Raw genomic sequence first — 24,885 nt, 5'->3', positions numbered from 1 at the left:
CACACTGCACGCAATCGACTACGCAGAGCACCGGCCACAACGTCGAGCGCCCGACCGGGAGTTGATCCCCGATCGGGCACTGTGCAGGTCAACGACGGTCAGTCGGTGCCGAGTTGGCGCCGCACCCATTCCTTCAGCTTCTTGCCCCGGCGCGGCTTCGCCTCGCAACCACCGAACAGCGCAAGGCCCTTGATCCGGACAACCGGAGCGTACGGGTCCGCCGCGGTCGTCTCCCGGACGTCGAAGCCGCCGAAGATGCCGATGCCGGATCCCTGCAGGCTCACGTTCTCCGGGACCCTGACCTGGACCCCGCCGAAGATCGCCGTCACCGTGATCTCCACCTCGGGGGACTCGAACACGGCGTCGGTCAGGTCGATCTCCACCCCGCCGAACGCGGCGAAGGCGCTCAGGTGCGAGCCCACCCGCCAACGGCCCTTGCGGGCCGCGCCGCCGAAGACCGCCACCACCGTCGGCGACTCCTGGCGCGCGGGCGGCTGCGGCGGCGGGCCCTGCGGGGCGCTCAGCGGCTGCTTCTCGAAGGACAGCGGGCGGGCCGGCAGGTCCCGGGTCAGCGGCACGAGGTCGCCGAAGGTCTTCGCGGCGTACGCGGCCTCGATCCGCTCCGCGTGCTCGTCCGCGTCCAGGCGGCCCTCGGCGTAGGCGTCCCGCAGCAGCTCCGCGACCTTCTCGCGGTCGGCGTCGGAGACCCGCAGGTCCGCCTCCGCGACCGGCGCGTGCGGCCGCGGCGCGGCCTCCGCCCTGGTCTCGGGCTTGAGTTCCGGCTCGGGTTCGGGCTTGGTCATCGGTACGGGCGCCGGCACCGGCGGCTGCCCCGAATCGTCGTGCGACGGCGAGTTGTCCACGGGGTCAGCCTAGTCGCTCGCACTCCTGCACGAGTGAGCCCGGTCACGCAAGGCTGCCCTGTCCGCATGCCGACTTCCACCGGGTCCTACCCTGGATGATGCTTCGCCGACGCAGCCGGACCAACTGGACAGCTAAGGACCGCCCCCATGGCTCCCACGCCAGACTTCGAGTACAGCGACCTGCTCCCCCTGGGCGCTGACCCGACCCCCTACCGCAAGATCACCTCCGAGGGTGTCTCCACCTTCGAGGCCGGCGGCCGCACCTTCCTCCAGGTCGAGCCCGAGGCGCTGCGGCTGCTGACGGCCGAGGCGATGCACGACATCTCGCACTACCTGCGCCCCGCCCACCTCGCCCAGCTGCGCCGCATCCTGGACGACCCGGAGGCCAGCCCCAACGACCGCTTCGTGGCGCTCGACCTGCTGAAGAACGTCAACATCTCGGCCGGCGGCATCCTCCCGATGTGCCAGGACACCGGCACCGCCATCGTCATGGGCAAGCGCGGCCAGAACGTGCTCACCGAGGGCGGCGACGAGTCCGCCATCGCGCGCGGCGTCCACGACGCGTACACCAAGCTCAACCTGCGCTACTCCCAGATGGCCCCGGTGACCATGTGGGACGAGAAGAACACCGGCAACAACCTGCCGGCCCAGATCGAGCTGTACGCCACCGACGGCGACGCGTACAAGTTCCTGTTCATGGCCAAGGGCGGCGGCTCCGCCAACAAGTCGTACCTGTACCAGGAGACCAAGGCCATCCTGAACGAGGCGAGCATGCTCTCGTTCCTGGAGCAGAAGATCCGCTCGCTGGGCACCGCGGCCTGCCCGCCGTACCACCTGGCCATCGTGATCGGCGGCACCAGCGCCGAGTTCGCGCTGAAGACCGCCAAGTACGCCTCGGCGCACTACCTGGACAACCTGCCGACCTCGGGCGACGCCAGGACCGGCCACGGCTTCCGCGACCTGGAGCTGGAGGCCAAGGTCACCGAGCTGACCCAGAAGATCGGCATCGGCGCCCAGTTCGGCGGCAAGTACTTCTGCCACGACGTGCGCGTGGTGCGCCTGCCGCGGCACGGCGCCTCGCTCCCGGTCGCGATGGCCGTCTCCTGCTCCGCCGACCGCCAGGCGCTCGGCAAGATCACCGCCGAGGGCGTGTTCCTGGAGCAGCTGGAGACCGACCCGGCGAAGTACCTGCCGGACACCACGGACGAGCACCTGGACGACGACGTGGTGCGCGTCGACCTCGACCAGCCGATGTCCGCGATCCGCGCCGAGCTGTCCAAGTACCCGGTGAAGACCCGGCTCTCGCTCACCGGCACCCTGGTCGTCGCCCGCGACATCGCCCACGCCAAGATCAAGGAGCGCCTGGACGCCGGCGAGGGCATGCCCAAGTACCTCCAGGACCACCCGGTCTACTACGCGGGCCCGGCCAAGACCCCCGAGGGCTACGCCTCCGGCTCCTTCGGCCCGACCACGGCCGGCCGGATGGACTCCTACGTCGACCAGTTCCAGGCCGCCGGCGGCTCGATGGTCATGCTGGCCAAGGGCAACCGCAGCAAGCAGGTCACCGACGCCTGCGCCGCGCACGGCGGCTTCTACCTCGGCTCGATCGGCGGCCCGGCCGCCCGCCTCGCCCAGGACTGCATCAAGAAGGTCGAGGTGCTGGAGTACGCCGAGCTCGGCATGGAGGCGGTCTGGCGCATCGAGGTCGAGGACTTCCCGGCCTTCATCGTCGTCGACGACAAGGGCAACGACTTCTTCCGCGAGACCACCGAGGGCCCGCTGATCACCAACCTGCGCGTCCGCTCCAAGGAGTAGTCCCGCACGCCCCCGCCCCGCCCCGGTCGCCCCTGCGGCCGGGGCGGCGGTGTTCCCAGGCGGTGGACGGCAGCCGGCCGCGGCCGGCGGGCGCCGTCCGGCACTCAGGCGTCGTCCGGCGCTCAGGCGTCGAAGTCGTACTCCAGGACGTAGGAGGCGGCGTCCAGGATCATCTCGTTGAGCTCGACGACCTGGCCCTCGTCGGCGAAGGCGGTGCGGCAGATCAGGATGACGGGGGTGCCGGCGGACAGCTCCAGGCGGGCGGCCTCCTCGGCGCCGGGCATCCGGGAGCGGACCTCCTCGCGGAAGTGCACGGGCTTGGCGCCGATCTCGGCGAGCCGGGCGTAGGTGCCGCCGGGGCCGGTGTCCTCGCGGGTGATCGCGGTGCCCGCGACCAGGACGGCGGGCAGGTAGGAGGTCGACAGCAGCACCGGCTTGCCGTCGAGGACGAAGCGGCGGTGCCGCACGCACATCGGGGCGCCCGGGGCGGCCCCGAGCATCCGGGCCACGTGCTCGGGCGCGCCCTGCTCGGTGACGGACACCTGGTCGACCACCAGGCTGCGGTTGTCGATGTCCGCCGACCATATCGACCGGCCGGACCCCCACTGCCCCTGCGCCAGCCGCTGGATGCCGCGCCGGCGCAGCGGCCGGAAGTCCCGGACGAAGACCCCGGCGCCGCGGCGCGCCTCGGCGATGCCCTCGCTCTGCAGCACGCCCAGGGCCTGGCGGGCGGTCATCCGGGCCACGCCGTACTCGTCCATGAGGTCGTTCTCGCCGGGCAGGCGGTCGCCCGCGCGGTACCGGCCGCTGTCGATGGCCGTTTTCAGCGCTTCGGCGATCCGCTGGTACTTGGGCTGCTTGTCGCCATTGCTGCCGGTCATCGCCGCTCCCTCTGCCTCGGACAAATCGTAGGCGTGCCCGCGGTCGCCGGTAAGGAGATACGACCGTTGACATCTCTAGAGATATTAGCTTCTCTAGAGATGCTGGCCAGTCGCCGACCAGAGCGAGGAGCAGCACGGTGAGCACCCGACAGCGAAACACCCCGGCCTACCGGCCCCACGTGGGTGAACTCGTCCTCGACCGGAGGACCGGACGCACCGGCATCTACATGGACACCATCGGCGGCGAGCACTACCTGCGCCCCGAGCCCGGCGGCCGGGAATGGACGGCCGACCCCCACCAGGTCGCCCCCGCCCCCGGGGCGGGCGATTCAGCCGAATACGATCTTCCTCGGCAATTTCGGCAAAACGCGGGCAAACGGCGGCATTCCGACCACCGCAATACCCCCGGGTGAATCCGGAATTCCGGAACGTCCCGCACCCGCCGTCGGGCACGTTACGGATATCGCCGGTCACCATGAGTGCACCGCGGGCATGTTTCGGCCACCCGGTTGACACCTATGGGGAATTGGCGTGCCCATAACCACCGGTGCCCCCGCGCCCGGACGGGGGCGACGGGGGCACGCGACCGGCACGGCTCACGCGTGGCCGAAGACGATGCTCTCCGGCTCGTACTTCTCGCCCGGCTTGCCGGTGTCCGGCTTGGCCGGCTCCAGCAGGTGGTCGGCCTCGTCGCCGAAGATCCCGTTCTCGATCGCGTTCTTCCGGTCGGCACTCGGCTCGGTGTACTCGGTCGGGTCCGAGGTCGCGGCGACCGCGCCCTCGACAGCCTGGCCGGCCTCCACAGCGGAGTCCGGGGCCGGGGTCTGCGCCTGGTTCTCGGGCGTCGACGGCACCGGGGTCTCGCTCTGGTCGTTGGCCATTGGCGGCCGCCTTTCGGTCATCAAATGTCGTCAGCCCGACCGGCTTGGCGCGGGCGCGGGCACAGTATCGTAGGGTTGATTAAATGTCCGATAAACATCGTGCGGCTTGCGGGACCGTCCGGCAGAGTCGGGCGTCCGCCTAAGCTGAAGCACCGCGGCGGACCGCCGAGCGCCCTTTCACGAAATCGACACCACAGGCCATCGGGGGACTTCATGGAGTTTCAGGAGACGCCGCCCTCGCCCGCGCTGCGCTTCCAGGTCCTCGGCCCGGTCCAGGCCTGGCTCGACGGGAAGCCCGTCTCCCTCGGCTCCCCCCAGCAACAGGCGGTCCTGAGCGCCCTCCTGCTGCACGCCGGCCGCCCGGTCACCACCCAGGACCTGGTCGACGCCCTGTGGGGCGATCGCCCGCCGGCCCAGGCGGTCGCCGCCCTGCGGACCTACGTCTCCCGGCTGCGCTCGGTCATCGAGCCGCGCCGCGAGGTCCGCGCACCCGCCGAGCTGCTGGTCTCGGTCGCCGACGGCTACGCCTTGCGCATCCCGGGCGAGGCCCTCGACCTGACGGTCTTCGAGCGGCTCTGCGCCGAGGCCGCGGCCGCCCGGACGAACGGCGACAAGCAGGACGCGCACCGACTGCTGACCGAGGCACTGGGCCTGTTCAGCGGCCGCCCGCTCACCGGCATCCCCGGCCCCTACGCCGACACCCAGCGGCTCCGACTGGCCGAGCGCCAGGTGGCCGCCGCCGAGGACCTGTGCGCCGCCGCCCTCGCCATCGGCCAGCACGCGGAAATCGTCGGAGAGCTCAACAACCTGACGACGGAACATCCGCTGCGCGAACGGCTGCGCGAACTCCTGATGCTGGCGCTGTACCGCTGCGGCCGCCAGGCCGAGGCCCTCGGCGTCTACACCGACACCCGCAAACTGCTCATCGAGGAACTCGGGGTGGAACCGGGCGTCGGCCTGTCCACGATGCACACCCGCATCCTCGCGGCCGACCCCGCGCTCGCCCTCCCGGCCGTGCCCGAAGCGGCGGCGAAGGACCGGCCCACCGCCCCGGCACCGGCCCAACTCCCGGCCGACGTGCTGGACTTCAGCGGCCGCACCGAGCTGGTGAGCGACCTCTCGACGGTCCTGATGAACGCCACCGGCCAGGCCGTGGTGGTCACTTCGCTGGCCGGCATCGGCGGCGTCGGGAAGACCACCCTCGCGGTCCACGTCGCCCACCGGGTCCGGGCCGAGTTCCCGGACGGACAGCTGTACGTCGACCTGCGCGGCGCCGGCGCCTCGCCGGCCGACCCGGTCGTCGTCCTCGGCGACTTCCTCCACGCCCTCGGTGTCACCGAGAACCCGGAGTCGATGGAGCAGCGCGCGGCGCTCTACCGCTCGCTGCTCGCCAACCGGCGGATGCTCATCCTGCTGGACAACGCGCGGGACGCCGACCAGATCCGGCCGCTGATCCCGGGCGTCTCCGGCTGCGCGGTGCTCGCCACCAGCCGTTCCCGGCTCGCCGGCATCCCCGGCGCGCAACTGTTCGACGTCGAGGAGCTGACTCCGCGGGAGGCCCTGGCACTGTTCTCGGCCATCGTCGGGGAGCAGCGGGTCGCCGCGGAGCCGGAGGCGGCCATGGCGGTGGTCACCGCGTGCGGCTTCCTGCCGCTGGCGGTCCGCATCGCCGCCGCCCGGCTGGCCAGCCGGCCGCGGTGGAGCGTCTCCGACCTGGCCCGTCGGTTAGCCGACCAGCGTCACCGCCTGGACGAGCTCCAACTCGGCAACCTCGCCGTGGAGACCACCATCGGGCTCGGCTACGGACAGCTGTCCACGGCCGAGGCCCGCGCCTTTCGACTGCTCGCGCTGATCGACTCCCCCGACATCCCGCTCGCGGCCGCCGCGGCACTCCTCGGCGTGGACGAGGACACCGCCGAGGAGCTCGTCGAGGCCCTGGTGGAGGCGAACATGCTGGAGTGCTTCACCCCCGGCCGCTACCGCTACCACGATCTGCTCCGCCTCTACGCCCAGCGGCAGAACGACCGGTCGGGCGACGGCGGGGAGCAGGAACGGGCCGTCCTGCGGCTGCTCGACCTGCTGATCCCGACCGTCCGCAACGCGGCCCGGACCCTCGAACCGGACGACCCCGAGCCCGAGCTGCTCACCACGCCGTCCTCGCCCGGGATCGGCCTGCCGACCAGCGGTTCCGCCCAGTCCTGGCTCCGGAGCGAGAGCGCCCTCCTGCTCAACTCCACGGCGGCGGCGGCGAACGGGCCCCGCTCCTCGCAGCACGCGGCGATCGACCTGTTGATCCTGCTGTACGGCCTCGATCCGGACCCGACCCACGGCCCCCAGGTACGACCGGTGCTGGAAGCCCTCGGACGCGAGGCGGAGCTCCGCGACGACTCCGCCGCACTCGCCCGGGTGCACTTCGTCCTGGGTGCCCTGAACTACGTCACCAGTGACTTCCAGGGCGCCGAGCACTCGCTGCGCCGCAGTCTGGACCACCAGTCACCGGACGTCCCGACCGTCCAGCTGCTGGCCACCGCCAACATCCTGGGCGTGATCCTGAGCCTGGGCAACCGCCCGGCCGAGGCCCTGCCGTTCATGGAACAGGCCCGGGCCACCAGTCAGGCGGTCGGCGCGCCGACCGCCGAGGCCCGCATCGTCAGCAACATGGCCCGGGCCCAGCACCGGCTCGGGATGACCGAGACGGCGGTCCGGTCCGCCGGTGACGGTGTCGCCGCCGCCCGGGAGTCCAAGAACGGCCCGCTGCTCGCCCAGACCCTCTACCAGCTGGGCGTGGTGCTCTCCGGCGGCGACGCCGTTCCGCACCTGCGGGAGGCGCACCGGCTCTACCAGTCGCAGCAGAACCCCCTGTGGGAGGGCTACACCCTGGCCAGGCTCGCCTCGGCCCTGCTGGTCGCCGAGCAGCCCGCCGAGGCGGCCTCGGCGGCCGGCGAGTCGCTGGCGATCGGCCAGGAGCTGGGCTCCGCCTACTGCCAGGGTCTGGCGAACGCCGCACTGGGCGAGGCCCTGTTGGCGCTCGCCCAGCCGGCTCGCGGACTCGCCTGCCTCCAGGAGGCCCATGCGATCTTCACGCGGCTCGGTGTGCCTGAGGCCTCCCCCGTGGCGGACCTCATCTCCCAGCAGCACACCGAGCCCCTCTCTCCCCCCGCGCCGTAAGGCTTCCGCTCCCCCGCGGAGAACCTCCCCCGTTCCGCGCGTCGGCGCCCCCGCAGCCCCCCGGCTGCGGGAGCGCCCTCAACGCTTCCCCGGCGCTGGACTCCACTGTGCACCGGACCGATTGACGTTCGATAAACGTCCGATAGTCAGCCTGCGGATCGGCAAAACCGCAGGTCATCGACGTTCCCCTGGCGCGCTGTCCGGCGTGCGCGGCCACGCGCACAACCCCGCCCGCACCCCCGTGCTTCCGCAACCCCGGCCACAACCACCCAAGCGCGGCGAGTTGGCCGGAAAGGGACCCCACGGCACAGTGATCACGCATATTCTCAGATGCCAGTACGCACACGAGTGTCTGCTCGGAAACGCATCGGGGTGCCGTCCGTCCGCGTGGTGCGCAGAGCGTGACGTACCGCCACCGGCAGCGGCCCGCGGGGCCGCGGAGGAGCCACCGGAGGCCACGGGTGGAAGGGTGCCTCGCAACGTGACGACCGGACAGATATCGGACCCGTTCCCCGTCGACGAGGACGCCGGCGACGACGAACCCGAGGTACGGCGGCGGCGGGCGGCCCGGGCACTGCAGGCGGTCGCCTTCGACACCATCGGCACGGAGTACGGCGAGGCGTTCCCCGCCAAGGACGGACAGCTGGCCTGCGGCCGGCGGCTGCTCGCCGAGCTCGAACCCGGCGCCCGGGTGCTGGACGTCGGCTGCGGCACCGGCGAACCGACCGTCCGCCAGCTGGTCGCCGACGGTCTGCGGGTGACCGGCGCGGACCTCTCCGACGGCATGCTCACGCTGGCCCGGCGGACCGCCTTCCCAGGCGTTTTCGCGCCGGTGTTCCATCGGATCGACCTGTACGATCTGGCCACCGAGCGTGCGGACCGGGTCTGGAACGCCCCCGAACTGGGGCCGGACGGCCGGGGCCGCTTCGCCGCCGTCACCGCGTTCTTCTCGCTGATCCTGCTGCCGCAGGACGAGATCCCGACCGTGCTGCGGCAGCTGCGCGAACTCCTGCGGCCGGGCGGACTGCTGGCGCTCGGTATGGTCGAGGCGGACCTGGATCACGTTCCGCTTCCGTTCCTTGGCAGAGAGCTGCGGATCAGTGGGTATCTGAGGGAGGATCTGGAGCGGGTTCTGGTCTCGGCCGGCTTCGCCGTCGAGGAGTGCTCGGGGCATCCGTACGCACCGGCCAGTACCTCGCTGCCGCCGGAGGAACAGCTGTTCCTGCGCTGTCGACGCGTCGGCTGATCGAACCGGGACAGGGCCGGCCGCACCCGCGGCCGGTGCAACAGAACAGCTCACCGACCACACCGAATCCAGGACAGGCAGCCGTGCGCGACCAGCTCAAGACCGAGGCGGAGCAGCCGCCCGCCGTCCCGGGCCAGCGCCGCCAGGTCCCGGCCGCGGCACCGGCCCCGGCGACGGCCCTGCCGGCCGCCCCGGTACGACGGGCGGGCGCACGGCCGGAACGCACCGAGATGGCGGACCGCCTGGCGTACCTCGACTCGGCGACCCGGCGGATCAACAGCGCCCTCGACCTCGCCGCGACGCTGCGCAACATCGGCCGGGTGCTGGTCCCGACGCTCGCCGACGCCGCCGTCGTCCACCTGCGCGACCCGCTGCCCAACGTCGAACGCGAACCCGGCTTCCCGGAGGAGCTGCGGATACACCACAGCACCGGCACCCGGATCGGCCGCCGCGGCCGCCCGAGCGGTCTGGACGACCGGCGCCGCTCCCGCTACGGCGCCCGCTCGACCGCCGACGGCGGCCCGGCCACCCCGGTGACCCGCGGCGGGGCGCTCGCCCACGCCCTGCTGAGCCGCCGCCCCGCCGAGGCCGCCGTCCTCGGCACCCCCGCCGCCGAACGCGCCGAGACGCTGCTGCGCGAGCTGTACGGCACCCGCGGGGTGGCCCGGCTGGCCGCCGGCACCTCCGTCCTCGCCCTGCCGCTGCGCGGGCGCAAGGCCGTGCTCGGGCTGCTGATACTGATCCGCCGCCCTCCCGAACGCACCGGCCGCCCGGTCTTCGACGCCGCGGACACCGCGACCGCGGCGCACCTCGCCACCCAGGCCGGGCTGGCCGTGGACACCGCACTGCGCTACGCCCGCGAGTGGGAGATCGCCAACGAACTCCAGCGCAGCATGCTGCCGCTGCGCCTGCCGCAGTCGCACGGCGTCCGGATCGCCCAGCGCTACCTGCCCGGCGAGCGCGGCGCACAGGTCGGCGGGGACTGGTACGACGCCGTCCCGCTGCCCGGCAACCGGGTCGCCCTGATCGTCGGCGACGTGATGGGCCACTCGCTCACCTCGGCCGCCATCATGGGCCAGCTGCGCACCAGCGCCCAGACCCTGGCCGCCCTCGACCTGCCGCCGCACGAGGTGCTCTACCACCTGGACGAACAGGCCCAGCGGCTCGGCCGGGAACAGCACCTGGCCACCTGCGTCTACGCGGTGTACGACCCGATCGCCAACCGGGTGGTGATGGCCAACGCCGGACACGTCCCACCGGTGCTGGTCCGCCCGGACGGCATCGCCGAACTGGTCGAACTGGACTCCGGGGCACCGATCGGCGTCGGCGGGGTGGACTTCAACTCCGTCGAACTGCCCGCACCGCCCGGCTCGGCCCTGCTGCTGTTCACCGACGGCCTGGTGGAGACCCGCACCCGCCCGATCAGCGACGGCCTGGAGATGCTGCGCGCCCGGATCGCCGCCGCCCGCTGGCAGTCCCCCGAGCAGCTGTGCCAGGAGGCGCTGCGGATCCTGCCGCCCGGCGACCGCGGCGACGACATCGCCCTGCTCGGCGCCTGCTTCGACGGCATCCCGGCCGGGGACGTCGCGCACTGGTACCTCCAGCCGCGCAACGAGACTCCGGGCCGGGCCCGCCGACTGGCCGCGCACACGCTGCGCCGCTGGGGGCTGGACGAGCTGAGCGAGGCGACCGAGCTGATGGTCAGCGAGCTGGTCACCAACGCCGTCCAGCACGCGACCCGGCCGGTCACCCTGAGCCTGGTGCGCACCGCCCGGCTGCGCTGCGAGGTCGGCGACGACAGCCCGCTGCTGCCGCGCCCGCGCCGCACCGGGCCGGAGGACGAACGCGGGCGCGGGCTGCAGATAGTGGCCCGGTGCGCGGACCGCTGGGGTGCGACCAGGCTGGGCACCGGCAAGGTGGTCTGGTTCGAACAGCGGCTGCCCGCGGGGATGTGACCGCGCCCCCTCCAACGCGGGGGCGCGAACGCGGGAGCGCCCGGCGGGAACGGATCCCACCGGGCGCCCCGTACGGGTCGTCCGACCACTGCCCCCGGGCCGGGGCTTCTCGGGCCGGGCCTTCTGGGGCCTAGTCTTCTGGGGCCGGGGCTTCTGGCGCCGGGGCCTTCAGATCCGGGTCGGCTCCACGGCCGGCTGCTCGGCCGGCTCCCGCGTCCCGTCCTCGGCCGGCCGTCGCGCGAGCCGGGCCATCAGCTGCTCGCCCTCCATGTCCACCCGCGGCACGACCTTCTCCAGCCGCTTCGGGAACCACCAGGCGGCCTTGCCGAACAGCGCCATCGCGGCCGGCACCAGCGCCATCCGCACCACGAAGGCGTCCACCAGCACGCCCACCGCGAGGGCGAATCCGATCGGCTGGACGACCGGATCGTGGCCGAAGACGAACGAGCCGAACACCGCCACCATGATCAGCGCGGCCGCCGTGACCACCCGGGCCCCGTTCCGCACCCCGGCCACCACGGCCTCGCGCGGCGCCGCGCCGTGGACGTGCTGCTCCTTCATCCCGGAGACCAGGAACAGCTCGTAGTCCATCGCCAGCCCGAACAGCACGCCGATCAGCAGGATCGGCACGAAGCTCACCACCGGCCCGACCTTGGGCACGTCGATCAGCCCGTCCAGCCAGCCCCACTGGTAGACCGCGACCACCGCGCCGAGCGAGGCGGTGACGCTGAGCAGGAAACCGGCCACCGCCTTGAGCGGGACGAGCACCGAGCGGAACGCCAGCGCCAGCAGCACCACCGCGATCCCGACGATCACCGCGAGGAAGGGCGGCAGCGCCTGGCCGAGCTTGGTGGAGACGTCGATGTTGGCGGCCGTGGTGCCGGTGACGGCGATGTCCGCGCCGGTCTCCGCCTTCAGCTCCGCCTTCCGGTCGCGGATCTCGTTGACCAGCGCCTCGGTGTCCGCGTGGTCCGGACCGGTCTGCGGGATGACGGTCACCAGCGCGGTGCGGCTCTCCTGGTCGACGGTCGGCGGCAGCAGCGTCCCGACGCCCTTGAGGGTCTGGAGCTTCGCGGCCACCTCCCGCACCGCCTGCTCGGGCTGCGGCGCGCCGTGGGCGTCCACCACGACCACCAGCGGAGCGTTGAAGCCCGGCCCGAAGCTCTCGCCGACCAGGTCGTACGCCTTGCGCGCGTCCGTCCCGGCGGCCTGCGAACCGCCGCTCGGCAGACCGAGGTTCAGGCTCGCGGCGGGCACCGCCAGGGCGCCCAGCCCGGCCAGGGCGACCAGCAGGACGGGCAGCGGGCGGCGGACCACGAAGCGGCCCCAACGCTCGCCCATGGTGGTGCGGTTGTTGGCGGTCAGGGCCCGCTTCCAGATCGGCAGCCGGTCGATGGACCGGCCGGTGAAGCCCAGCACGGCGGGCAGCAGCGTGATCGCGACCAGGACGGCCACCACGACGGCCCCGGAGGCGGCCAGACCCATCACGGTGAGGAAGGGCACGCCCGCGACGGCGAGTCCCGCGAGCGCGACGACCACGGTCAGACCGGCGAAGACGACGGCGCTGCCGGCGGTCGCGGTGGCCCGGGCGGCGGCCTCCTCCGGCTCCAGGCCCTCGTCCAGGTGGCGGCGGTACCGGAAGAGGATGAACAGCGCGTAGTCGATGCCGACCGCGAGGCCGACCATCAGGGCCAGCACCGGCGCGGTGGTGATGATCTCGAAGGAGCCGGTGAGCGTCAGCAGGCCGGCCATCGTCACGCCGACGCCGACCAGCGCGGTCAGCAGCGGCAGCCCGGCGGCGACCAGCGTGCCGAGGGTGACCACCAGCACCAGCCCGGCCACCACCAGGCCGATCGCCTCGCTGCCGCCCTCGATCCGGGCCATCGTGTTGTACGCGTCGCCGCCGAAGGCCACGTCCAGCCCGGCCGCGCGGGCCGGTTCGGCGGCGGCCTTCACGGCGTCGCGCTGCCGGTCGGTGACATCGGCGAGCTTGTGGTCGAAGGAGACCAGCGCGAGCGCGACCTTCCCGTCCGGCGAGAGCGCGCCGGTGGCGTACGGGTCCGGCACCGCGGCCACGCCCGGCACCTGGGCGATCCGGGCGACGGCCTCGCCGACCGCCCTGCTCGCCTCGGGCGTCCCGATGCCGCCGGGCGCGCCGGCGGCGAAGACGACCTGCGCGGAGCCGTGGCCCTGCGCCGGGAAGGTGTCCTTGATCCGGTCCAGGGTGGCCTGCGCCTCGGTGCCCGGGACCTTGAACTCGTCGGTGGTCTTGCCGGCGAAGGCGCCCGCGGCCCCGCCGATGGCGAGGAGCAGGGCGATCCAGACGGCGGCGACGGCCCGTCGCCGCCGGAAGCAGTATCGGCCCAGTCGGTACAGGTACGTGGCCATCGGCGGTCCCTCGGGTCGGTCAGGGCAGGTCGCGTCCCACCGTAGACCGAACTTTGTCGGGTGACAAAGTTGACCGACAAGATCGCACGACACAGTTGCCCGCCCGTGGCGCTACCCTGACTGGATGGCCCACGTCCCCGCCTCCGAACGCCGACCGCAACTGGTCCAGGCCGCGATCGACCTGATGACCAGGGAGGGAATCGCCGCCGGCAGCACCCGCGCGATCGCGGCCGAGCTGGGCGTGGCGCAGGCGACGGTGCACTACACCTTCGGCACCAAGAAGGACCTCTACCGGGCGGTCGTCCAGCAGCTGAAGTCCGACTTCGTCGGCGAGGTGCGCGCCGCCTCCCCCGGCGACGGCGCGTTCGGCGAGCAGGTCCGCACCCTGGTGCTCGCGCTCTGGGAGGCCGCCACCGGCGAGCACGGACGCTGCGTGCTGCTGAGCGAGTTCGGGGCGCTGGCCATGCGCGACCCGGACATGCAGGAGATCATGCTCGGGCTCCAGCACGACATCGAGGGCACCGCCACCGAGATGCTCGACGCCCTCGCGGCCGCCCACGGCCTGAGCCTGGCGCTGCCCGCCCGCCGGATCGCCGTCCACTTCCTCGGCGGCTTCGACGGCCTGACGGCCCGCCACCTCACCCTGCGCCGGCCCGGCGACCGGCCCGACCAGGACACCCTGGAGGCACTGGAGCTCCTCGTCGCGACGACGGTCGGACTCTGCCTGGGCACCCCGGCGGCGGAACTCCGCCGGCCGGACGCCCTGCGCGCTGCGCGCTAGCTAGGAAACGATCCGGACCGGCAGCTCGACCAGCACCTCGCGCAGCGCGGCCGCGAAGCGCTCGTACTCGGCGTTGCGGGCCGAGCCCGGCCGGACGGCCAGCCCGATCCTGCGGCCGGGCTGCGGTGCGGCGAAGCGGACGGCGGCCAGCCGGTCGGTGCGCCCGGCCTCGACGTCCAGCGCGGTGGCGGGCAGCAGGGTCACCCCGAGGCCGCCGGCGACCAGCTGGACCAGGGTGGACAGGCCGGCCGCGCGGGTGGTCGAGCCCGCCGGGTCGGCGCCGACCTCGCGGCAGATGTCCAGCGCCTGGTCGCGCAGGCAGTGGCCCTCCTCCAGCAGCAGCACCTCCAGGTCGAGCAGCACGTCGCGCGGGACGTCGATCCGCCCGGCGAGCGGGTGGCCGGGCGGGGTGAGCAGGACGAAGTCCTCGTCGAACAGCGGGATGTCCTTGGTCGGCGAGGCCCCGCCGGCCGGCAGCGCGAGCAGCAGGACGTCCAGCCGCCCGGCGGCCAGGCCCTCCAGCAGCGAGGGGGTGCGCTCCTCGTGGACGTGCAGCTCCAGGTCCGGGAAGCCGTCGCGGACCAGCCGCAGCACGGTGGGCAGCAGGTAGGGCGCGACGGTCGGGATGACGCCCAGGTGCAGCGGCCCGGTGAACGGACGGCGGGCGGCCTCGACCTCCTCGGTGAGGGCCTGCAGCGAGGCGAGCACCCGGCGCGCGTGCTGGTGCACACGCTCCCCCAGTGGGGTGACGATCACCTTGCGCGTCGTACGCTCGACCAGCTGTGCGCCCAGCGACTCCTCCAGCGCCGCGACCGCCCCGGACAGCGCGGGCTGGCTGGTCCCGGTGGCGGCGGCGGCCTCCCGGAAGTGCCGGTGCTCGGCCACCGCGACGAAGGCGCGCAACTGGGCGACGGTCGGGGTGCGCGGGCTGCGGGCTGTGGCGCTCGACACAGTCGGGTCGCCCTTGGGGCCGCCGTTCCGGCGGGGAACCGGCCGCGACGTGGGGGATTCAGTACTGATAACAATCTCCGATCAGACACATCCAGTGTAGCTATTTCCCTGATCAGTCCACGATGTGGAACTGTGAGTGGTGTCCGGATTCCGGACAAGCTCCCCTCATCTCACTTCAGGAGAAGCGAACGTGCTCACGATCGGTGACAAGTTCCCCGAGTTCGACCTCAAGGCCTGTGTCGACCTGGACGCCGCGAGCGCCTTCGCCGATATCAACCACAAGTCCTACGAGGGCAAGTGGAAGATCGTCTTCTTCTGGCCGATGGACTTCACCTTCGTCTGCCCGACCGAGATCGCCGCGTTCGGCAAGCTGAACGACGAGTTCGCCGACCGCGACGCCCAGGTCCTCGGCGTCTCCGGCGACTCCGAGTTCGTGCACCACGCCTGGCGCAAGGACCACAAGGACCTGCGCGACCTGCCCTTCCCGATGCTGGCCGACATCAAGCACGACCTGATGCGCGCCTGCGGCGTCGAGGGCGAGGACGGCACCGCCCAGCGCGCCGTCTTCATCGTCGACCCGAACAACGAGATCCAGTTCGTCATGGTCACCGCCGGCTCCGTCGGCCGTAACCCCAAGGAGGTCCTGCGGGTGCTGGACGCCCTGCAGACCGACGAGCTGTGCCCGTGCAACTGGAACAAGGGCGAGGACACCCTCGACGCCCAGGCCCTGCTGGCGGGCTGACCCATGGCTCTCGACGACCTGAAGGCCGCCCTCCCGGACTACGCCAAGGACCTCAAGCTCAACCTGGGCTCGGTCATCGGCAACTCCGACCTCCCCGCCCAGCAGCTCTGGGGCACCGTGCTGTCCTGCGCGATGGCCACCCGCAGCCCCGGCCTGCTGCGCGAGCTGGAGCCCGAGGCCAAGGCCAACCTGTCCCCGGAGGCGTACAACGCCGCCAAGGGCGCGGCCGCGATCATGGGGATGAACAACGTCTACTACCGGACGCTGCACCTGCTCTCCGACAAGGAGTACAGCACGATGCGGGCCGGTCTGCGGATGAACATCATCGGCACCCCGGGCGTCGAGAAGGTCGACTTCGAGCTCTGGTGCTTCGCGGTCTCCGCCATCAACGGCTGCGGCCAGTGCCTCGACTCGCACGAGGCCGTGCTGCGCAAGGCCGGCGTCGAGCGCGAGGTCGTCCAGGCCTCGATGAAGATCGCCGCCGTCCTCCAGGCCGTGGCCGGCGTCCTCGACTCCGAGGCCGCCCTCGCCGCCGTCACCGCCTGACGCACCCGGCACCCCGACGGGCCCTCCCGGACACCATGTCCGGGAGGGCCCGTCGTCGTTCTCCCCACCACCGGCAGTCCGGCACGGCGGAGGTTCAGTCGGTGGCGGGTGCGGCCGGCGGGGCGGAACCGGTGGCCGCTGCACGCTCGCCGGTGCGCTCGGCGCTGCGCCCGGCGGCCTGTCCGGCCGTCCGTTCGGCGGCCTCGCGGGCGGCTTCGAGCGCGGTGAAGACGGCCTGGCCGGCCTCGTTGCGCCGGCGCAGATGGGTGACCACGGTGTTGGTGACGGCGATCAGCGGGACGGCGACCACCGCGCCGCCGATGCCCCCGATGATGCCGCCGGCCGCGACGCCGAGCACCACGCCGAGCGGGTGGACCCTTACGGCCCGGCCGAGGATCAGCGGCTGGAGGATGTGACTCTCCACCTGCATCACCACCACCAGCACCACCAGCACCATCAGCGCCGTCCACGGCCCCTGGGTGACCAGCGCGATCAGCACCGCGACGGTGCCGGTGACCAGTGCGCCGACCAGCGGGACGAAGGCGCCCAGGAAGATGATCACGGCCAGCGGCAGGGCCAGCGGCACGCCCAGCAGATCGACGCCGATGCCGATGCAGAGCGCGTCGATGAAGGCCACGCAGACCGTGCCGCGCACATAGGCGGTGAGCGTCGCCCACGCCTTCGGGCCGGCCCCGGCCATCGCGAAGCGGGAGTGCCGCGGCAGCCCGCGCAGCGCCCAGTTCCAGATCTTCGCCCCGTCGTAGAGGAAGAAGAAGGTGGTGAAGAAGGTCATCAGCAGTGCGGTCAGCACCTCGACGGCGATCTGCGCGCCGGTGATCGAGGCCGAGGTGAGCTGATCGGTGTTGGTGGTGATGGCCTTGGTGATCTGGTTGGCGAAGTCGGTGATCTGCTGCTGGGTCAGGTGCAGCGGCCCGGTGACCAGCCAGTCCCGCATCTGGTTGACGCCGGTCTTCACCTGGGTGGTGACGTCCGAGAGGTTGGTCGACACCTGCCAGACCACGAACCAGCCGACCAGTCCGATCCCGGCGAGACCGCTGAGGAACACCCCGCCCGCCGCCAGCGAGCGCGGCACCCCGCGCCGGCGCAGCCAGGAGACCGAGGGCTCCAGCAGCGCGGTGATCAGCAGCGAGGCCAGCACCGAGAAGGCGACCAGCCGCAGCATGTCGACCACGTAGAAGACGACGTAGAGCGCGGCTCCGAGCAGCAGCAGCCGCCAGGTCGACTCCGCGGCCACCCGCAGCCCCCACGGCACCGCCTCGGCGGGGGTGGCCGGGCGGCCGGGGTGGTACTCCCGCCCGAACCCGGCGTGCGCGACCGGCGCGGGCGCGGCGACCGGGGCCGCCGCGGCGGACGGCGGGACCGCCTCGGCCGCCGGGGCCGGGTCGGCCCGCGGGACCGGGACCGGTCCGGGCGCCTCGACGAGTGCCGGGACGAGTGCCGGGACGTGCCCGTCCACGAGCGCCGGAACGTTCCCGGCGGCCGGCCCCGGGAGGGCCGGCTCGTGCGGGTCGGCCGCCATCGCGGCCCGCCGGCGCCGTTCGATCACGGCGGCCGCGCTCGCCACCACGGCCATGCCCTTGGCCACGGCCTTGAAGGCCTTTCCGCCCCGCGCCATCCTCGCTACCACCGCTCCGCTGCCGAACCCGCCGAACCCGCCGTGCCCGGCGGTACGCCGCGGGTCCCGCCGCGGCCGTCAGGGATGACGCTACCCGGCGAGGGCGCGGCCAGTCCGGCCGCGGGCCCGTTCGACTCGAACCTCCCATGCCGACGAACCGGACAAAACGCAAGGTTCCATCCGGTTTCGGATGCGGTCGGCTGGGGAGGAGTCGGGACGAGACCCCGGAGCCCGGCCACCGAGGTCGCCCCGCGGCCAACTGCCGGCGGACCGGCCGGTGCGGGAAGCAACCAGGACCCCTTCCCGCGCCCCGCGTCCGCAACCGGGACCGCACCGCCCGAGGGCGCACTGGTCAGCGCAGCCCGGGCGGCGCGGTCCGCCCCCCGGCTCACGCCCCTCGGGCCAGCGCCCGCGCGACAGCCGTGCCCGAGAACGCCGCGGCCCCCGGCCGCTCGCCCGGGGAGGGCGAACGGCCGGGGGCCGCGGGAACCGCGCCGCCGGGGCGGCAGCCGGTCCTAGTACCAGTTGTGGGCCTGCCAGAACGACCACGCGCCACAGGGGCTGCCGTAGCGGGAGTTCATGTAGCCGACGCCCCACTTGATCTGGGTGGCCGGGTTGGTGCGCCAGTCGGCACCGGCCGAGGCCATCTTGGTGCCGGGCAGCGCCTGGACCAGACCGTACGCGCCGGAGCTCTTGTTGGTCGCGGTGTAGTCCCAGCCGCTCTCGCGCTTCACGATCTGGCTGAAGCACTGGAACTGCGCGTCGTTGCCGACGATCTGCCGGGCCAGGTCCTGGACCGAGCCGGGGCTGACCGAGACGGGCGGAGCGCTGTCCTCGACCGCGGTCATCGCGGAACGGGACTTGGACCGGTTCGCGGCGGCCTCGTCGGCCTTGCGCTTGTCGTCCGCGGCCTTGGCGGCCTTCTCCGCGTCGGCCTTGGCCTGGGCATCGGCCTTCGCCTGGGCGTCCGCGGCGGCCTGCTGGCGCGCGGCCTCCTCGGCGGCCTTCTGCTCCGCGGCGGCCTTGGCGGCGGCGTCGGCGGAGGCCTGCTGGGCGGATGCCTGCTGGCCGATGTTGTCACTGATGGTCTGCGCCTGGGCGCCAGAGGGGACTTCGGCAAGCAGGGTCGCGCCGGCGACGTCGACCGTCTGCGTGGTCTTGCCCTCGCTGCCCGAGGCCATACCCACGACGGCACCGACAGCGGTGACGGCGGTGGCGGAGGCCACAGCAACTCCCCGGACCGAGATCCGAGTCACATGGTTTCCTTCCAGCATCGCCCACGCGTGACCGTACGGGCGCAACATGCCCCTTGGCACGGACCTCCGCACAGTGCTCTGGTCACGGGAGGTGCTGGCCCGGCGTCCGGCCGAGGTGACCGGGCGTTGAAATCGGGCGGCGTACGGCTCAACGGTGTTCAATTGTGTGTCCACCGACCGGAGTTGGCGAACCTTCCCGGGCCTGACTCCCGGAGTCCGGAAGCCCTGCCGCGCCGTACGCGGGGCCTGACAGAACCCTCACCATGCCGCACCGGGCACGGTCGACGCAATTCCCCTTCGCGTGGCGCATGTCACATTCACCGTACGGCGGTTTCCCGGACGGAAAGCACTCGATGTGATGAAACGGGCGGAGCCCGCTCCGTCAGGAGCGGGCTCCAGGTCATGAGTTGACCACATTGTCCCACTATGCCCCGATCAGGGGCGGATCACGGGTGGATGTCCTCCAGCATCTCCGTGACCAGCGCCGCGATCGGCGAACGCTCCGAGCGGGTGAGCGTGATGTGGGCGAAGAGCGGATGACCCTTCAGCTTCTCCACCACCGCCACCACGCCGTCGTAGCGGCCCACCCGGAGGTTGTCCCGCTGCGCCACGTCGTGGGTGAGCACCACCCGCGAGCCCTGGCCGATCCGGGACAGCACCGTCAGCAGGACGTTCCGCTCCAGCGACTGCGCCTCGTCCACGATCACGAAGGCGTCGTGCAGCGAGCGCCCCCGGATGTGGGTCAGCGGCAGCACCTCCAGCATCCCGCGGGAGATGACCTCCTCGATCACGTCCGGGGTGGTGACGGCGGAGAGGGTGTCGAAGACCGCCTGCGCCCAGGGGCCCATCTTCTCCGCCTCGGAACCGGGCAGGTAGCCCAGCTCCTGGCCGCCGACCGCGTACAGCGGCCGGAAGACCATCACCTTGCGGTGCTGCCTCCGCTCCAGCACCGCTTCCAGCCCCGCGCACAGCGCCAGCGCCGACTTCCCGGTGCCGGCCCGGCCGCCCATCGACACGATCCCGATCTCCGGGTCGAGCAGCAGGTCCAGCGCCACCCGCTGCTCGGCGCTGCGCCCGCGCAGCCCGAACGCCTCGCGCTCCCCGCGCACCAGCCGCACCCGGCCGTCGCCGGTGACCCGGCCGAGCGCCCGGCCGCGCTCCGAGGTCAGCACCAGTCCGGTGTGGACGGGCAGCTCGGTGGCGCCGTCGACGTCCACCCCCGCGTCGTGGCCGGCCGAGAACAGCGCGTCCACCTGGTCGGCCGGGACGTGCAGCTCGGACATGCCCGTCCAGCCCGAGGTGATCGCCAGCTCGGCCCGGTACTCCTCGGCGAGCAGGCCCACCGAGCTGGCCTTGATCCGCAGCGGCAGGTCCTTGGACACGACGGTCACGTCGTAGCCCTCGGCCTGGAGGTTGCGGGCGACCGCGAGGATCCGGGTGTCCGCCTCACCGCCGGCCCGGTAGCCGGCCGGCAGTATCGACACGTCGGAGTGGTTGAGCTCGACCCGGATGGTGCCGCCGAGCTCGCCGACCGGGATCGGCTCGTCGAGCCGGCCGTGGCGGATCCGGTAGTCGTCGAGCAGCCGCAGCGCCTGGCGGGCGAAGTAGCCCAGCTCCGGGTGGTGTCGCTTGGCCTCCAGCTCGGTGACGACCACCACCGGGAGGACGACCTCGTGCTCCTCGAAGCGGGTCATGGCGAGCGGGTCCGCCAGGAGCACGCTCGTGTCGAGAACGTACGTGCGCCGGTCTGGTGTCCGGCGGCTCTTCGAACTGACCACTAGGCCTCCAGAGCGGATGACCCTGCGTCATCCGCGGCATGCCGGCCCCCGCTGCCCCGGTGGCCTCGGGACCGGACTGACTGGAGTATTCCCAGGCGGGGAGCGGTGCATTCGCGCCCCCGGAGAACTGACGGATCATTGCCGGTGAACGTTTGGCCTCGCGCCGGCACCGGGTAGGCCAGGCCTACGGCGGTCATTTCCTCCGGACGGGCCGGTGGCCGGGGCCGCCGTGCCGGGGTTACAGCCCCAGCCGCCGGTGGCGCTGCTCGTACGCGCGCAGCGCGCGCAGGAAGTCGACCTTGCGGAAGGCCGGCCAGTACGCCTCGCAGAAGTAGAACTCGCTGTGCGCGCTCTGCCAGAGCAGGAAGCCGGACAGCCGCTGCTCGCCCGAGGTGCGGATGATCAGGTCCGGGTCGGGCTGGTTGCGGGTGTACAGGTGCTCGGCGATGTGCTCGACGGTCAGGACCTCCGCCAGCTCCTCGATCGAGGTGCCGCGCCCGGCCTGCTCCTGGAGCAGCGAGCGGACGGCGTCGGCGATCTCGTGCCGACCGCCGTAGCCGACCGCGACGTTGACCGTTATGCCGTCGATGTCGGCGGTCTGGTCGGCGGCCCGCTTGAGCACGTCGGCGGTGTGCTGCGGCAGCAGGTCCAGCGCGCCGACCGGGTTGACCCGCCAGCGGCGGGCGGCGGCCAGGCCGGTGACGGCGTCCTCGATGATGCCGAGCAGCGGAACGAGCTCGTCGGCCGGGCGGTCCAGGTTGTCGGTGGAGAGCATCCAGAGGGTGACGACCTTGACGTGGGTCTCGTCGCACCAGCCGAGGAACTCGCTGATCTTGTCGGCGCCGCGCTGGTGGCCGTAAGCGGTGGAGCCGCCGGCCGCCTTGGCCCAGCGGCGGTTGCCGTCCAGGATCACGCCGATGTGGCGCGGGGTGCTCGCGAGGTGGACCTCGACCCGTCGACCGTAGAGCCCGTACATCCCGCCGAGCAGGGTGCGCAGCCCCGGCGTCCGTTCGGCGACATCGCGCAGACCCATCTTTCCCGGCCCCTCCGTGCTCGTTGCAACTGGTGCGTCTCCGCCCCGGGCGCAGCCTACTCCGGCGCGCAGGTGCACAGTAAAGCCGCAGGTAGCGGTCTGGTCACGGTCCTGTACGAAGTCTGTCCCGACGGGCGTGTCGGGGGTCGTCCGGGCGGGCCGCGGGGCCGCTGCGGGGCTCCCGGGGCGCGGACACGGAACGGTCTCCGAATCCTTAACGGAACCGTAAGCCGTTCTTCCGATGCTTGACGACCAGCAATGGTCTAGTCCAGCTTTTGATCCGGGACGGAACGATCCTCCGGCTCCGCCCCGCAGGCTCACTTCGGACCTCCCCTCCCCCACACGCGGCCGCCGCGCCCCCCACCGCGGCGGCCGCTCCTCCCCCAGGAGCGTCGCCCCATGGCCCGTACGCTGAACCAGCCCTCGCACAAGCGCCGGCGCAGCCCCCTCCCGGCCGTCGCGGCCGGCGCCACCGCCCTCGCCCTGGCCGGCGGCGGCCTCGCCCTCTTCGCCGGCGGCGCCAGCGCGGCGGTCGGCAACCTGGTCGACAACGGCGGCTTCGACGGCGGGCTCGGGGGCTGGACCTGCACCGGCGCCGCGACCACGGTCTCCTCCCCGGTCCACTCCGGCACCGGCGCGCTCCAGGCGACCCCGGGCGCCGGCGACACCGCCGAGTGCACCCAGACCATCAGCGTGCTGCCCAACACCAGCTACACCCTGAGCGCGTGGGTCCAGGGCCCGTACGTCTACCTCGGTGCGCGCGGCACCGGCGGCACCGACCCGTCCGCCTGGTCGAACCAGAACAGCTGGAACCAGCTGTCCAGCACCTTCACCACCGGGGCGAACGCCACCAGCGTCACCGTCTACCTGCACGGCTGGTACGGCCAGAGCGCCTACCTGGCCGACGACGTCGCGCTGATCGGCCCCGGCGGCACCGGCACCCCGTCGCCGACCGCGACCCCCACCCCCACCGCGACGCCCACGGCCACCGCCTCCCCCACGGCCACCGCGACGCCCACCCGGACCGCGACCCCGACGCCCACCCAGACCCCGACGCCCACTCAGACCGCGACGGCGACCCCCACCGCCACCCCGACCAGCACCACCCCGCCGGTCACCGGCCTGCCCGCCCACGTGGTCACCGGCTACTGGCAGAACTTCGACAACAACTCGACCGTGCAGCGGCTGAGCGACGTCCAGAGCGCGTACGACATCATCGCGGTGTCCTTCGCCGACGCCGTGCCGACCAGGACCGGCGCGATCAGCTTCACCCTGGACCCGGGCCTGTCCAAGGCGCTCGGCGGCTACACCGACGCCCAGTTCCGCGCCGACATCAAGGCCAAGCAGGCGGCCGGCAAGAAGGTCGTCCTCTCCATCGGCGGCCAGAACGGCGCGATCACCGTCGGGGACGCCACCGCCGGCGCCAACTTCGTCAACAGCGCCTACGCGATCATCAAGGACTACGGCTTCGACGGCATCGACGTCGACCTGGAGAACGGCGTCCAGGCCGGCCCGCTCGGCGACGCGCTGCACTCCCTGCAGGCCAAGGTCGGCCCCGGCTTCGTCCTGACCATGGCCCCCGAGACCATCGGGATGTACAACACCTCCGGCGCCTACTTCCAGCTGGCGCTGAAGACCAAGGACATCCTCACCGTCGTCAACACCCAGTTCTACAACTCGGGCGGCATGAACGGCTGCGACGGCAAGGTCTACAACCAGGGCACCATCGACTTCATCACCTCGCAGGTCTGCACCCAGATCCAGGGCGGCCTGCGGCCGGACCAGGTGGGCATCGGCGTCCCGGCCTCCACCCGGGCCGCGGGCGGCGGCTACGTCGCGCCGACCGTGGTCAACAACGCGCTGGACTGCCTGGCCACCGGTAACAACTGCGGCAGCTTCGTGCCGCCGGCCAAGTGGCCGACCATCCGCGGCGCGATGACCTGGTCGACCAACTGGGACGTCAACAACGGCAACGCGTTCTCCAACGCGGTCGGCCCGTTCGTCCACAAGATGCCGTAACGGCACCCGGCCGCGGCTGCCACGGGCCGCGGCCACCCGAGCTCCACTCCCCCGACGCGCCGCTCCTTGAGGGTGGGGCCTGCGCGTCGGCGGCGGGGCCCGTCGCACCGACCGGTGCGGCGGGCCCTTCCGTTCCCCTCCCTTCAACGCGTTCGATGTCCCGGCGGCGCGCGCTCACCGCGCCAGGACCGCGGTGAGCGCGCCGAGCAGCAGGAACGGGCCGACCGGGAGGTCCAGTCCGCGCACCGGGCGGCGACGGACCAGCGCGGCGGCGGCCCGCAGGGTGCCCCACAGCCCGGCGAGCACCATCGCGGCGAACAGCCCGCCGAGCGCCACCGACCAGCCGTACCAGCCGAGCAGCCCGCCCAGGGCGAGCCCGAGCGGGGAGTCCCCCGGGCCCAACGCGCCCAGCCAGACGGCCAGTTCGAGCACACCCCCGACCGCGAGCGCGACCAGCAGGCAGCGCAGCGCCACCCCGGGCCCCGCGCTCGGCACCGCCGCCAGCAGCAGCGCCGTCACCCCGCCGAGCAGTGGCAGGGTCAGCCGGTACGGCAGCCGGCGCACCCGCGCGTCGACGAAACCGAGCGCCACGCCGAGCGCCGCCGCCCAGCCCATCGCCAGGGTCACCAGCACCAGCCGGTCCGCCGCGTTCGCCACCGCGACGGCTACCGCCACCGCGACCGCCTCCACCGTCCAGGCGCCGGCGCCCAGCCGCTCCCGGCAGCCCCGGCAGCGCCCGGTCGGCGGCAGCAGGCGCACCCGGCGCCCGCAGGCCGGGCAGTCCTCGCACCGGGGCTCGCCCTCCGGCACCGCGAACCGGGCGATCAGCCCGCGCAGCGGTGGAGCCGCCAGGAGACCGACCAGCACCGCCGCCACCACGACCGGGACCACCGGCGCACCCCCACTTCGACCGACGCGACCGACACGACCGACGCCATCGGCGCGA

At 72.8% G+C, this 24,885-nt stretch carries 19 protein-coding genes; 9 read left to right on the top strand and 10 right to left on the bottom strand.

The window, feature by feature from the left end; genetic code table 11:
* Nucleotides 1-98: 98 nt before the first annotated feature.
* A complete protein-coding gene (locus ACGFSC_RS27870; RefSeq protein ID WP_359899522.1) occupies nucleotides 99-863 on the bottom strand; it encodes a DUF1707 domain-containing protein in 765 nt (254 codons plus the stop codon).
* 147 nt (nucleotides 864-1,010) lie between these two features.
* Here ACGFSC_RS27870 and ACGFSC_RS27865 point away from each other — a divergent pair, with 147 nt between their 5' ends.
* Nucleotides 1,011-2,678: a fumarate hydratase gene (locus tag ACGFSC_RS27865; protein ID WP_359899520.1), complete on the top strand. Its 1,668-nt coding sequence runs from the start codon at nucleotides 1,011-1,013 to the stop codon at nucleotides 2,676-2,678.
* 122 nt (nucleotides 2,679-2,800) lie between these two features.
* Here the strand turns inward: ACGFSC_RS27865 and ACGFSC_RS27860 are convergent, their stop codons facing one another.
* The gene (locus tag ACGFSC_RS27860) at nucleotides 2,801-3,559 is read right to left on the bottom strand and encodes a GntR family transcriptional regulator (RefSeq protein WP_359899519.1); all 759 of its coding nucleotides are present in this window, start codon (nucleotides 3,557-3,559) and stop codon (nucleotides 2,801-2,803) included.
* Nucleotides 3,560-3,696: 137 nt separating this feature from the next.
* On the opposite strand from ACGFSC_RS27860, the gene ACGFSC_RS27855 reads away from it, so the two are divergent.
* Nucleotides 3,697-3,972, top strand: a complete 276-nt coding sequence (locus ACGFSC_RS27855) for a hypothetical protein (protein WP_359899518.1) — start codon at nucleotides 3,697-3,699, stop codon at nucleotides 3,970-3,972.
* 183 nt (nucleotides 3,973-4,155) lie between these two features.
* Here ACGFSC_RS27855 and ACGFSC_RS27850 read toward each other — a convergent pair whose 3' ends face one another.
* Nucleotides 4,156-4,440 carry a hypothetical protein gene (locus tag ACGFSC_RS27850; RefSeq protein ID WP_359899516.1) on the bottom strand — a complete coding sequence of 95 codons (285 nt, stop codon included), beginning with the start codon at nucleotides 4,438-4,440 and terminating at the stop codon, nucleotides 4,156-4,158.
* A 213-nt stretch (nucleotides 4,441-4,653) separates the two neighbouring features.
* Here ACGFSC_RS27850 and ACGFSC_RS27845 point away from each other — a divergent pair, with 213 nt between their 5' ends.
* The 3 genes from ACGFSC_RS27845 to ACGFSC_RS27835 all read left to right on the top strand — a co-directional run bounded on the left by ACGFSC_RS27845 (nucleotide 4,654) and on the right by ACGFSC_RS27835 (nucleotide 10,809).
* Nucleotides 4,654-7,608 carry a BTAD domain-containing putative transcriptional regulator gene (locus ACGFSC_RS27845; RefSeq protein ID WP_359899514.1) on the top strand — a complete coding sequence of 985 codons (2,955 nt, stop codon included), beginning with the start codon at nucleotides 4,654-4,656 and terminating at the stop codon, nucleotides 7,606-7,608.
* Between the two features lie 574 nt (nucleotides 7,609-8,182).
* Nucleotides 8,183-8,854, top strand: coding sequence for a class I SAM-dependent methyltransferase (locus ACGFSC_RS27840; protein WP_359899589.1), 672 nt, complete (start codon nucleotides 8,183-8,185; stop codon nucleotides 8,852-8,854).
* Nucleotides 8,855-8,937: 83 nt separating this feature from the next.
* On the top strand, nucleotides 8,938-10,809 hold the full coding sequence (locus tag ACGFSC_RS27835; protein ID WP_359899512.1) for an ATP-binding SpoIIE family protein phosphatase: 1,872 nt from the start codon (nucleotides 8,938-8,940) through the stop codon (nucleotides 10,807-10,809).
* Nucleotides 10,810-10,977: 168 nt separating this feature from the next.
* Here the strand turns inward: ACGFSC_RS27835 and ACGFSC_RS27830 are convergent, their stop codons facing one another.
* Nucleotides 10,978-13,197: an MMPL family transporter gene (locus tag ACGFSC_RS27830; RefSeq protein ID WP_359899510.1), complete on the bottom strand. Its 2,220-nt coding sequence runs from the start codon at nucleotides 13,195-13,197 to the stop codon at nucleotides 10,978-10,980.
* Nucleotides 13,198-13,321: 124 nt separating this feature from the next.
* Here ACGFSC_RS27830 and ACGFSC_RS27825 point away from each other — a divergent pair, with 124 nt between their 5' ends.
* Nucleotides 13,322-13,978 (top strand): TetR/AcrR family transcriptional regulator, encoded by a 657-nt coding sequence (locus ACGFSC_RS27825; protein WP_359899509.1) that lies wholly within the window; start codon nucleotides 13,322-13,324, stop codon nucleotides 13,976-13,978.
* On the opposite strand, the gene ACGFSC_RS27820 is transcribed toward ACGFSC_RS27825, so the two are convergent.
* Nucleotides 13,979-14,929, bottom strand: coding sequence for a LysR substrate-binding domain-containing protein (locus ACGFSC_RS27820; RefSeq protein ID WP_359899507.1), 951 nt, complete (start codon nucleotides 14,927-14,929; stop codon nucleotides 13,979-13,981).
* A gap of 190 nt (nucleotides 14,930-15,119) precedes the next feature.
* On the opposite strand from ACGFSC_RS27820, the gene ACGFSC_RS27815 reads away from it, so the two are divergent.
* Nucleotides 15,120-15,671 (top strand): peroxiredoxin, encoded by a 552-nt coding sequence (locus ACGFSC_RS27815; RefSeq protein WP_359899505.1) that lies wholly within the window; start codon nucleotides 15,120-15,122, stop codon nucleotides 15,669-15,671.
* 3 nt (nucleotides 15,672-15,674) lie between these two features.
* Nucleotides 15,675-16,217: an alkyl hydroperoxide reductase gene (locus ACGFSC_RS27810; RefSeq protein WP_359899503.1), complete on the top strand. Its 543-nt coding sequence runs from the start codon at nucleotides 15,675-15,677 to the stop codon at nucleotides 16,215-16,217.
* Nucleotides 16,218-16,311: 94 nt separating this feature from the next.
* On the opposite strand, the gene ACGFSC_RS27805 is transcribed toward ACGFSC_RS27810, so the two are convergent.
* The 4 genes from ACGFSC_RS27805 to ACGFSC_RS27790 all read right to left on the bottom strand — a co-directional run bounded on the left by ACGFSC_RS27805 (nucleotide 16,312) and on the right by ACGFSC_RS27790 (nucleotide 21,920).
* On the bottom strand, nucleotides 16,312-17,853 hold the full coding sequence (locus ACGFSC_RS27805) for an AI-2E family transporter (protein ID WP_359899501.1): 1,542 nt from the start codon (nucleotides 17,851-17,853) through the stop codon (nucleotides 16,312-16,314).
* 515 nt (nucleotides 17,854-18,368) lie between these two features.
* Complete coding sequence (locus ACGFSC_RS27800) at nucleotides 18,369-19,127, bottom strand: transglycosylase SLT domain-containing protein (protein ID WP_380359217.1); 759 nt, start codon at nucleotides 19,125-19,127, stop codon at nucleotides 18,369-18,371.
* 428 nt (nucleotides 19,128-19,555) lie between these two features.
* On the bottom strand, nucleotides 19,556-20,887 hold the full coding sequence (locus ACGFSC_RS27795) for a PhoH family protein (RefSeq protein WP_359899497.1): 1,332 nt from the start codon (nucleotides 20,885-20,887) through the stop codon (nucleotides 19,556-19,558).
* A 238-nt stretch (nucleotides 20,888-21,125) separates the two neighbouring features.
* Nucleotides 21,126-21,920, bottom strand: a complete 795-nt coding sequence (locus ACGFSC_RS27790; RefSeq protein WP_181970663.1) for an isoprenyl transferase — start codon at nucleotides 21,918-21,920, stop codon at nucleotides 21,126-21,128.
* A 399-nt stretch (nucleotides 21,921-22,319) separates the two neighbouring features.
* On the opposite strand from ACGFSC_RS27790, the gene ACGFSC_RS27785 reads away from it, so the two are divergent.
* Entirely contained in the window at nucleotides 22,320-23,939 is a 1,620-nt protein-coding gene (locus tag ACGFSC_RS27785; RefSeq protein WP_359899495.1) for a carbohydrate binding domain-containing protein, read from the top strand.
* Nucleotides 23,940-24,113: 174 nt separating this feature from the next.
* On the opposite strand, the gene ACGFSC_RS27780 is transcribed toward ACGFSC_RS27785, so the two are convergent.
* Complete coding sequence (locus ACGFSC_RS27780) at nucleotides 24,114-24,830, bottom strand: prepilin peptidase (protein WP_359899493.1); 717 nt, start codon at nucleotides 24,828-24,830, stop codon at nucleotides 24,114-24,116.
* Nucleotides 24,831-24,885 lie beyond the last annotated feature (55 nt).

It is taken from the genome of Kitasatospora sp. NPDC048715 (genome assembly GCF_043198905.1).
In the GTDB taxonomy this organism is placed as follows: domain Bacteria; phylum Actinomycetota; class Actinomycetes; order Streptomycetales; family Streptomycetaceae; genus Kitasatospora; species Kitasatospora lactacystinica.
This window is presented reverse-complemented; position numbering and strand designations above follow the sequence as displayed.

Bases quoted from the DNA above. Each gene is read 5' to 3' on its own strand.
- ACGFSC_RS27865 (WP_359899520.1), top strand. From the start codon at position 1,011: ATGGCTCCCACGCCAGACTTCGAGTACAGCGACCTGCTCCCCCTGGGC.
- ACGFSC_RS27860 (WP_359899519.1), bottom strand. From the start codon at position 3,559: ATGACCGGCAGCAATGGCGACAAGCAGCCCAAGTACCAGCGGATCGCC.
- ACGFSC_RS27850 (WP_359899516.1), bottom strand. From the start codon at position 4,440: ATGGCCAACGACCAGAGCGAGACCCCGGTGCCGTCGACGCCCGAGAAC.
- ACGFSC_RS27845 (WP_359899514.1), top strand. From the start codon at position 4,654: ATGGAGTTTCAGGAGACGCCGCCCTCGCCCGCGCTGCGCTTCCAGGTC.
- ACGFSC_RS27830 (WP_359899510.1), bottom strand. From the start codon at position 13,197: ATGGCCACGTACCTGTACCGACTGGGCCGATACTGCTTCCGGCGGCGA.
- ACGFSC_RS27825 (WP_359899509.1), top strand. From the start codon at position 13,322: ATGGCCCACGTCCCCGCCTCCGAACGCCGACCGCAACTGGTCCAGGCC.
- ACGFSC_RS27810 (WP_359899503.1), top strand. From the start codon at position 15,675: ATGGCTCTCGACGACCTGAAGGCCGCCCTCCCGGACTACGCCAAGGAC.
- ACGFSC_RS27805 (WP_359899501.1), bottom strand. From the start codon at position 17,853: ATGGCGCGGGGCGGAAAGGCCTTCAAGGCCGTGGCCAAGGGCATGGCC.
- ACGFSC_RS27800 (WP_380359217.1), bottom strand. From the start codon at position 19,127: ATGCTGGAAGGAAACCATGTGACTCGGATCTCGGTCCGGGGAGTTGCT.
- ACGFSC_RS27790 (WP_181970663.1), bottom strand. From the start codon at position 21,920: ATGGGTCTGCGCGATGTCGCCGAACGGACGCCGGGGCTGCGCACCCTG.
- ACGFSC_RS27785 (WP_359899495.1), top strand. From the start codon at position 22,320: ATGGCCCGTACGCTGAACCAGCCCTCGCACAAGCGCCGGCGCAGCCCC.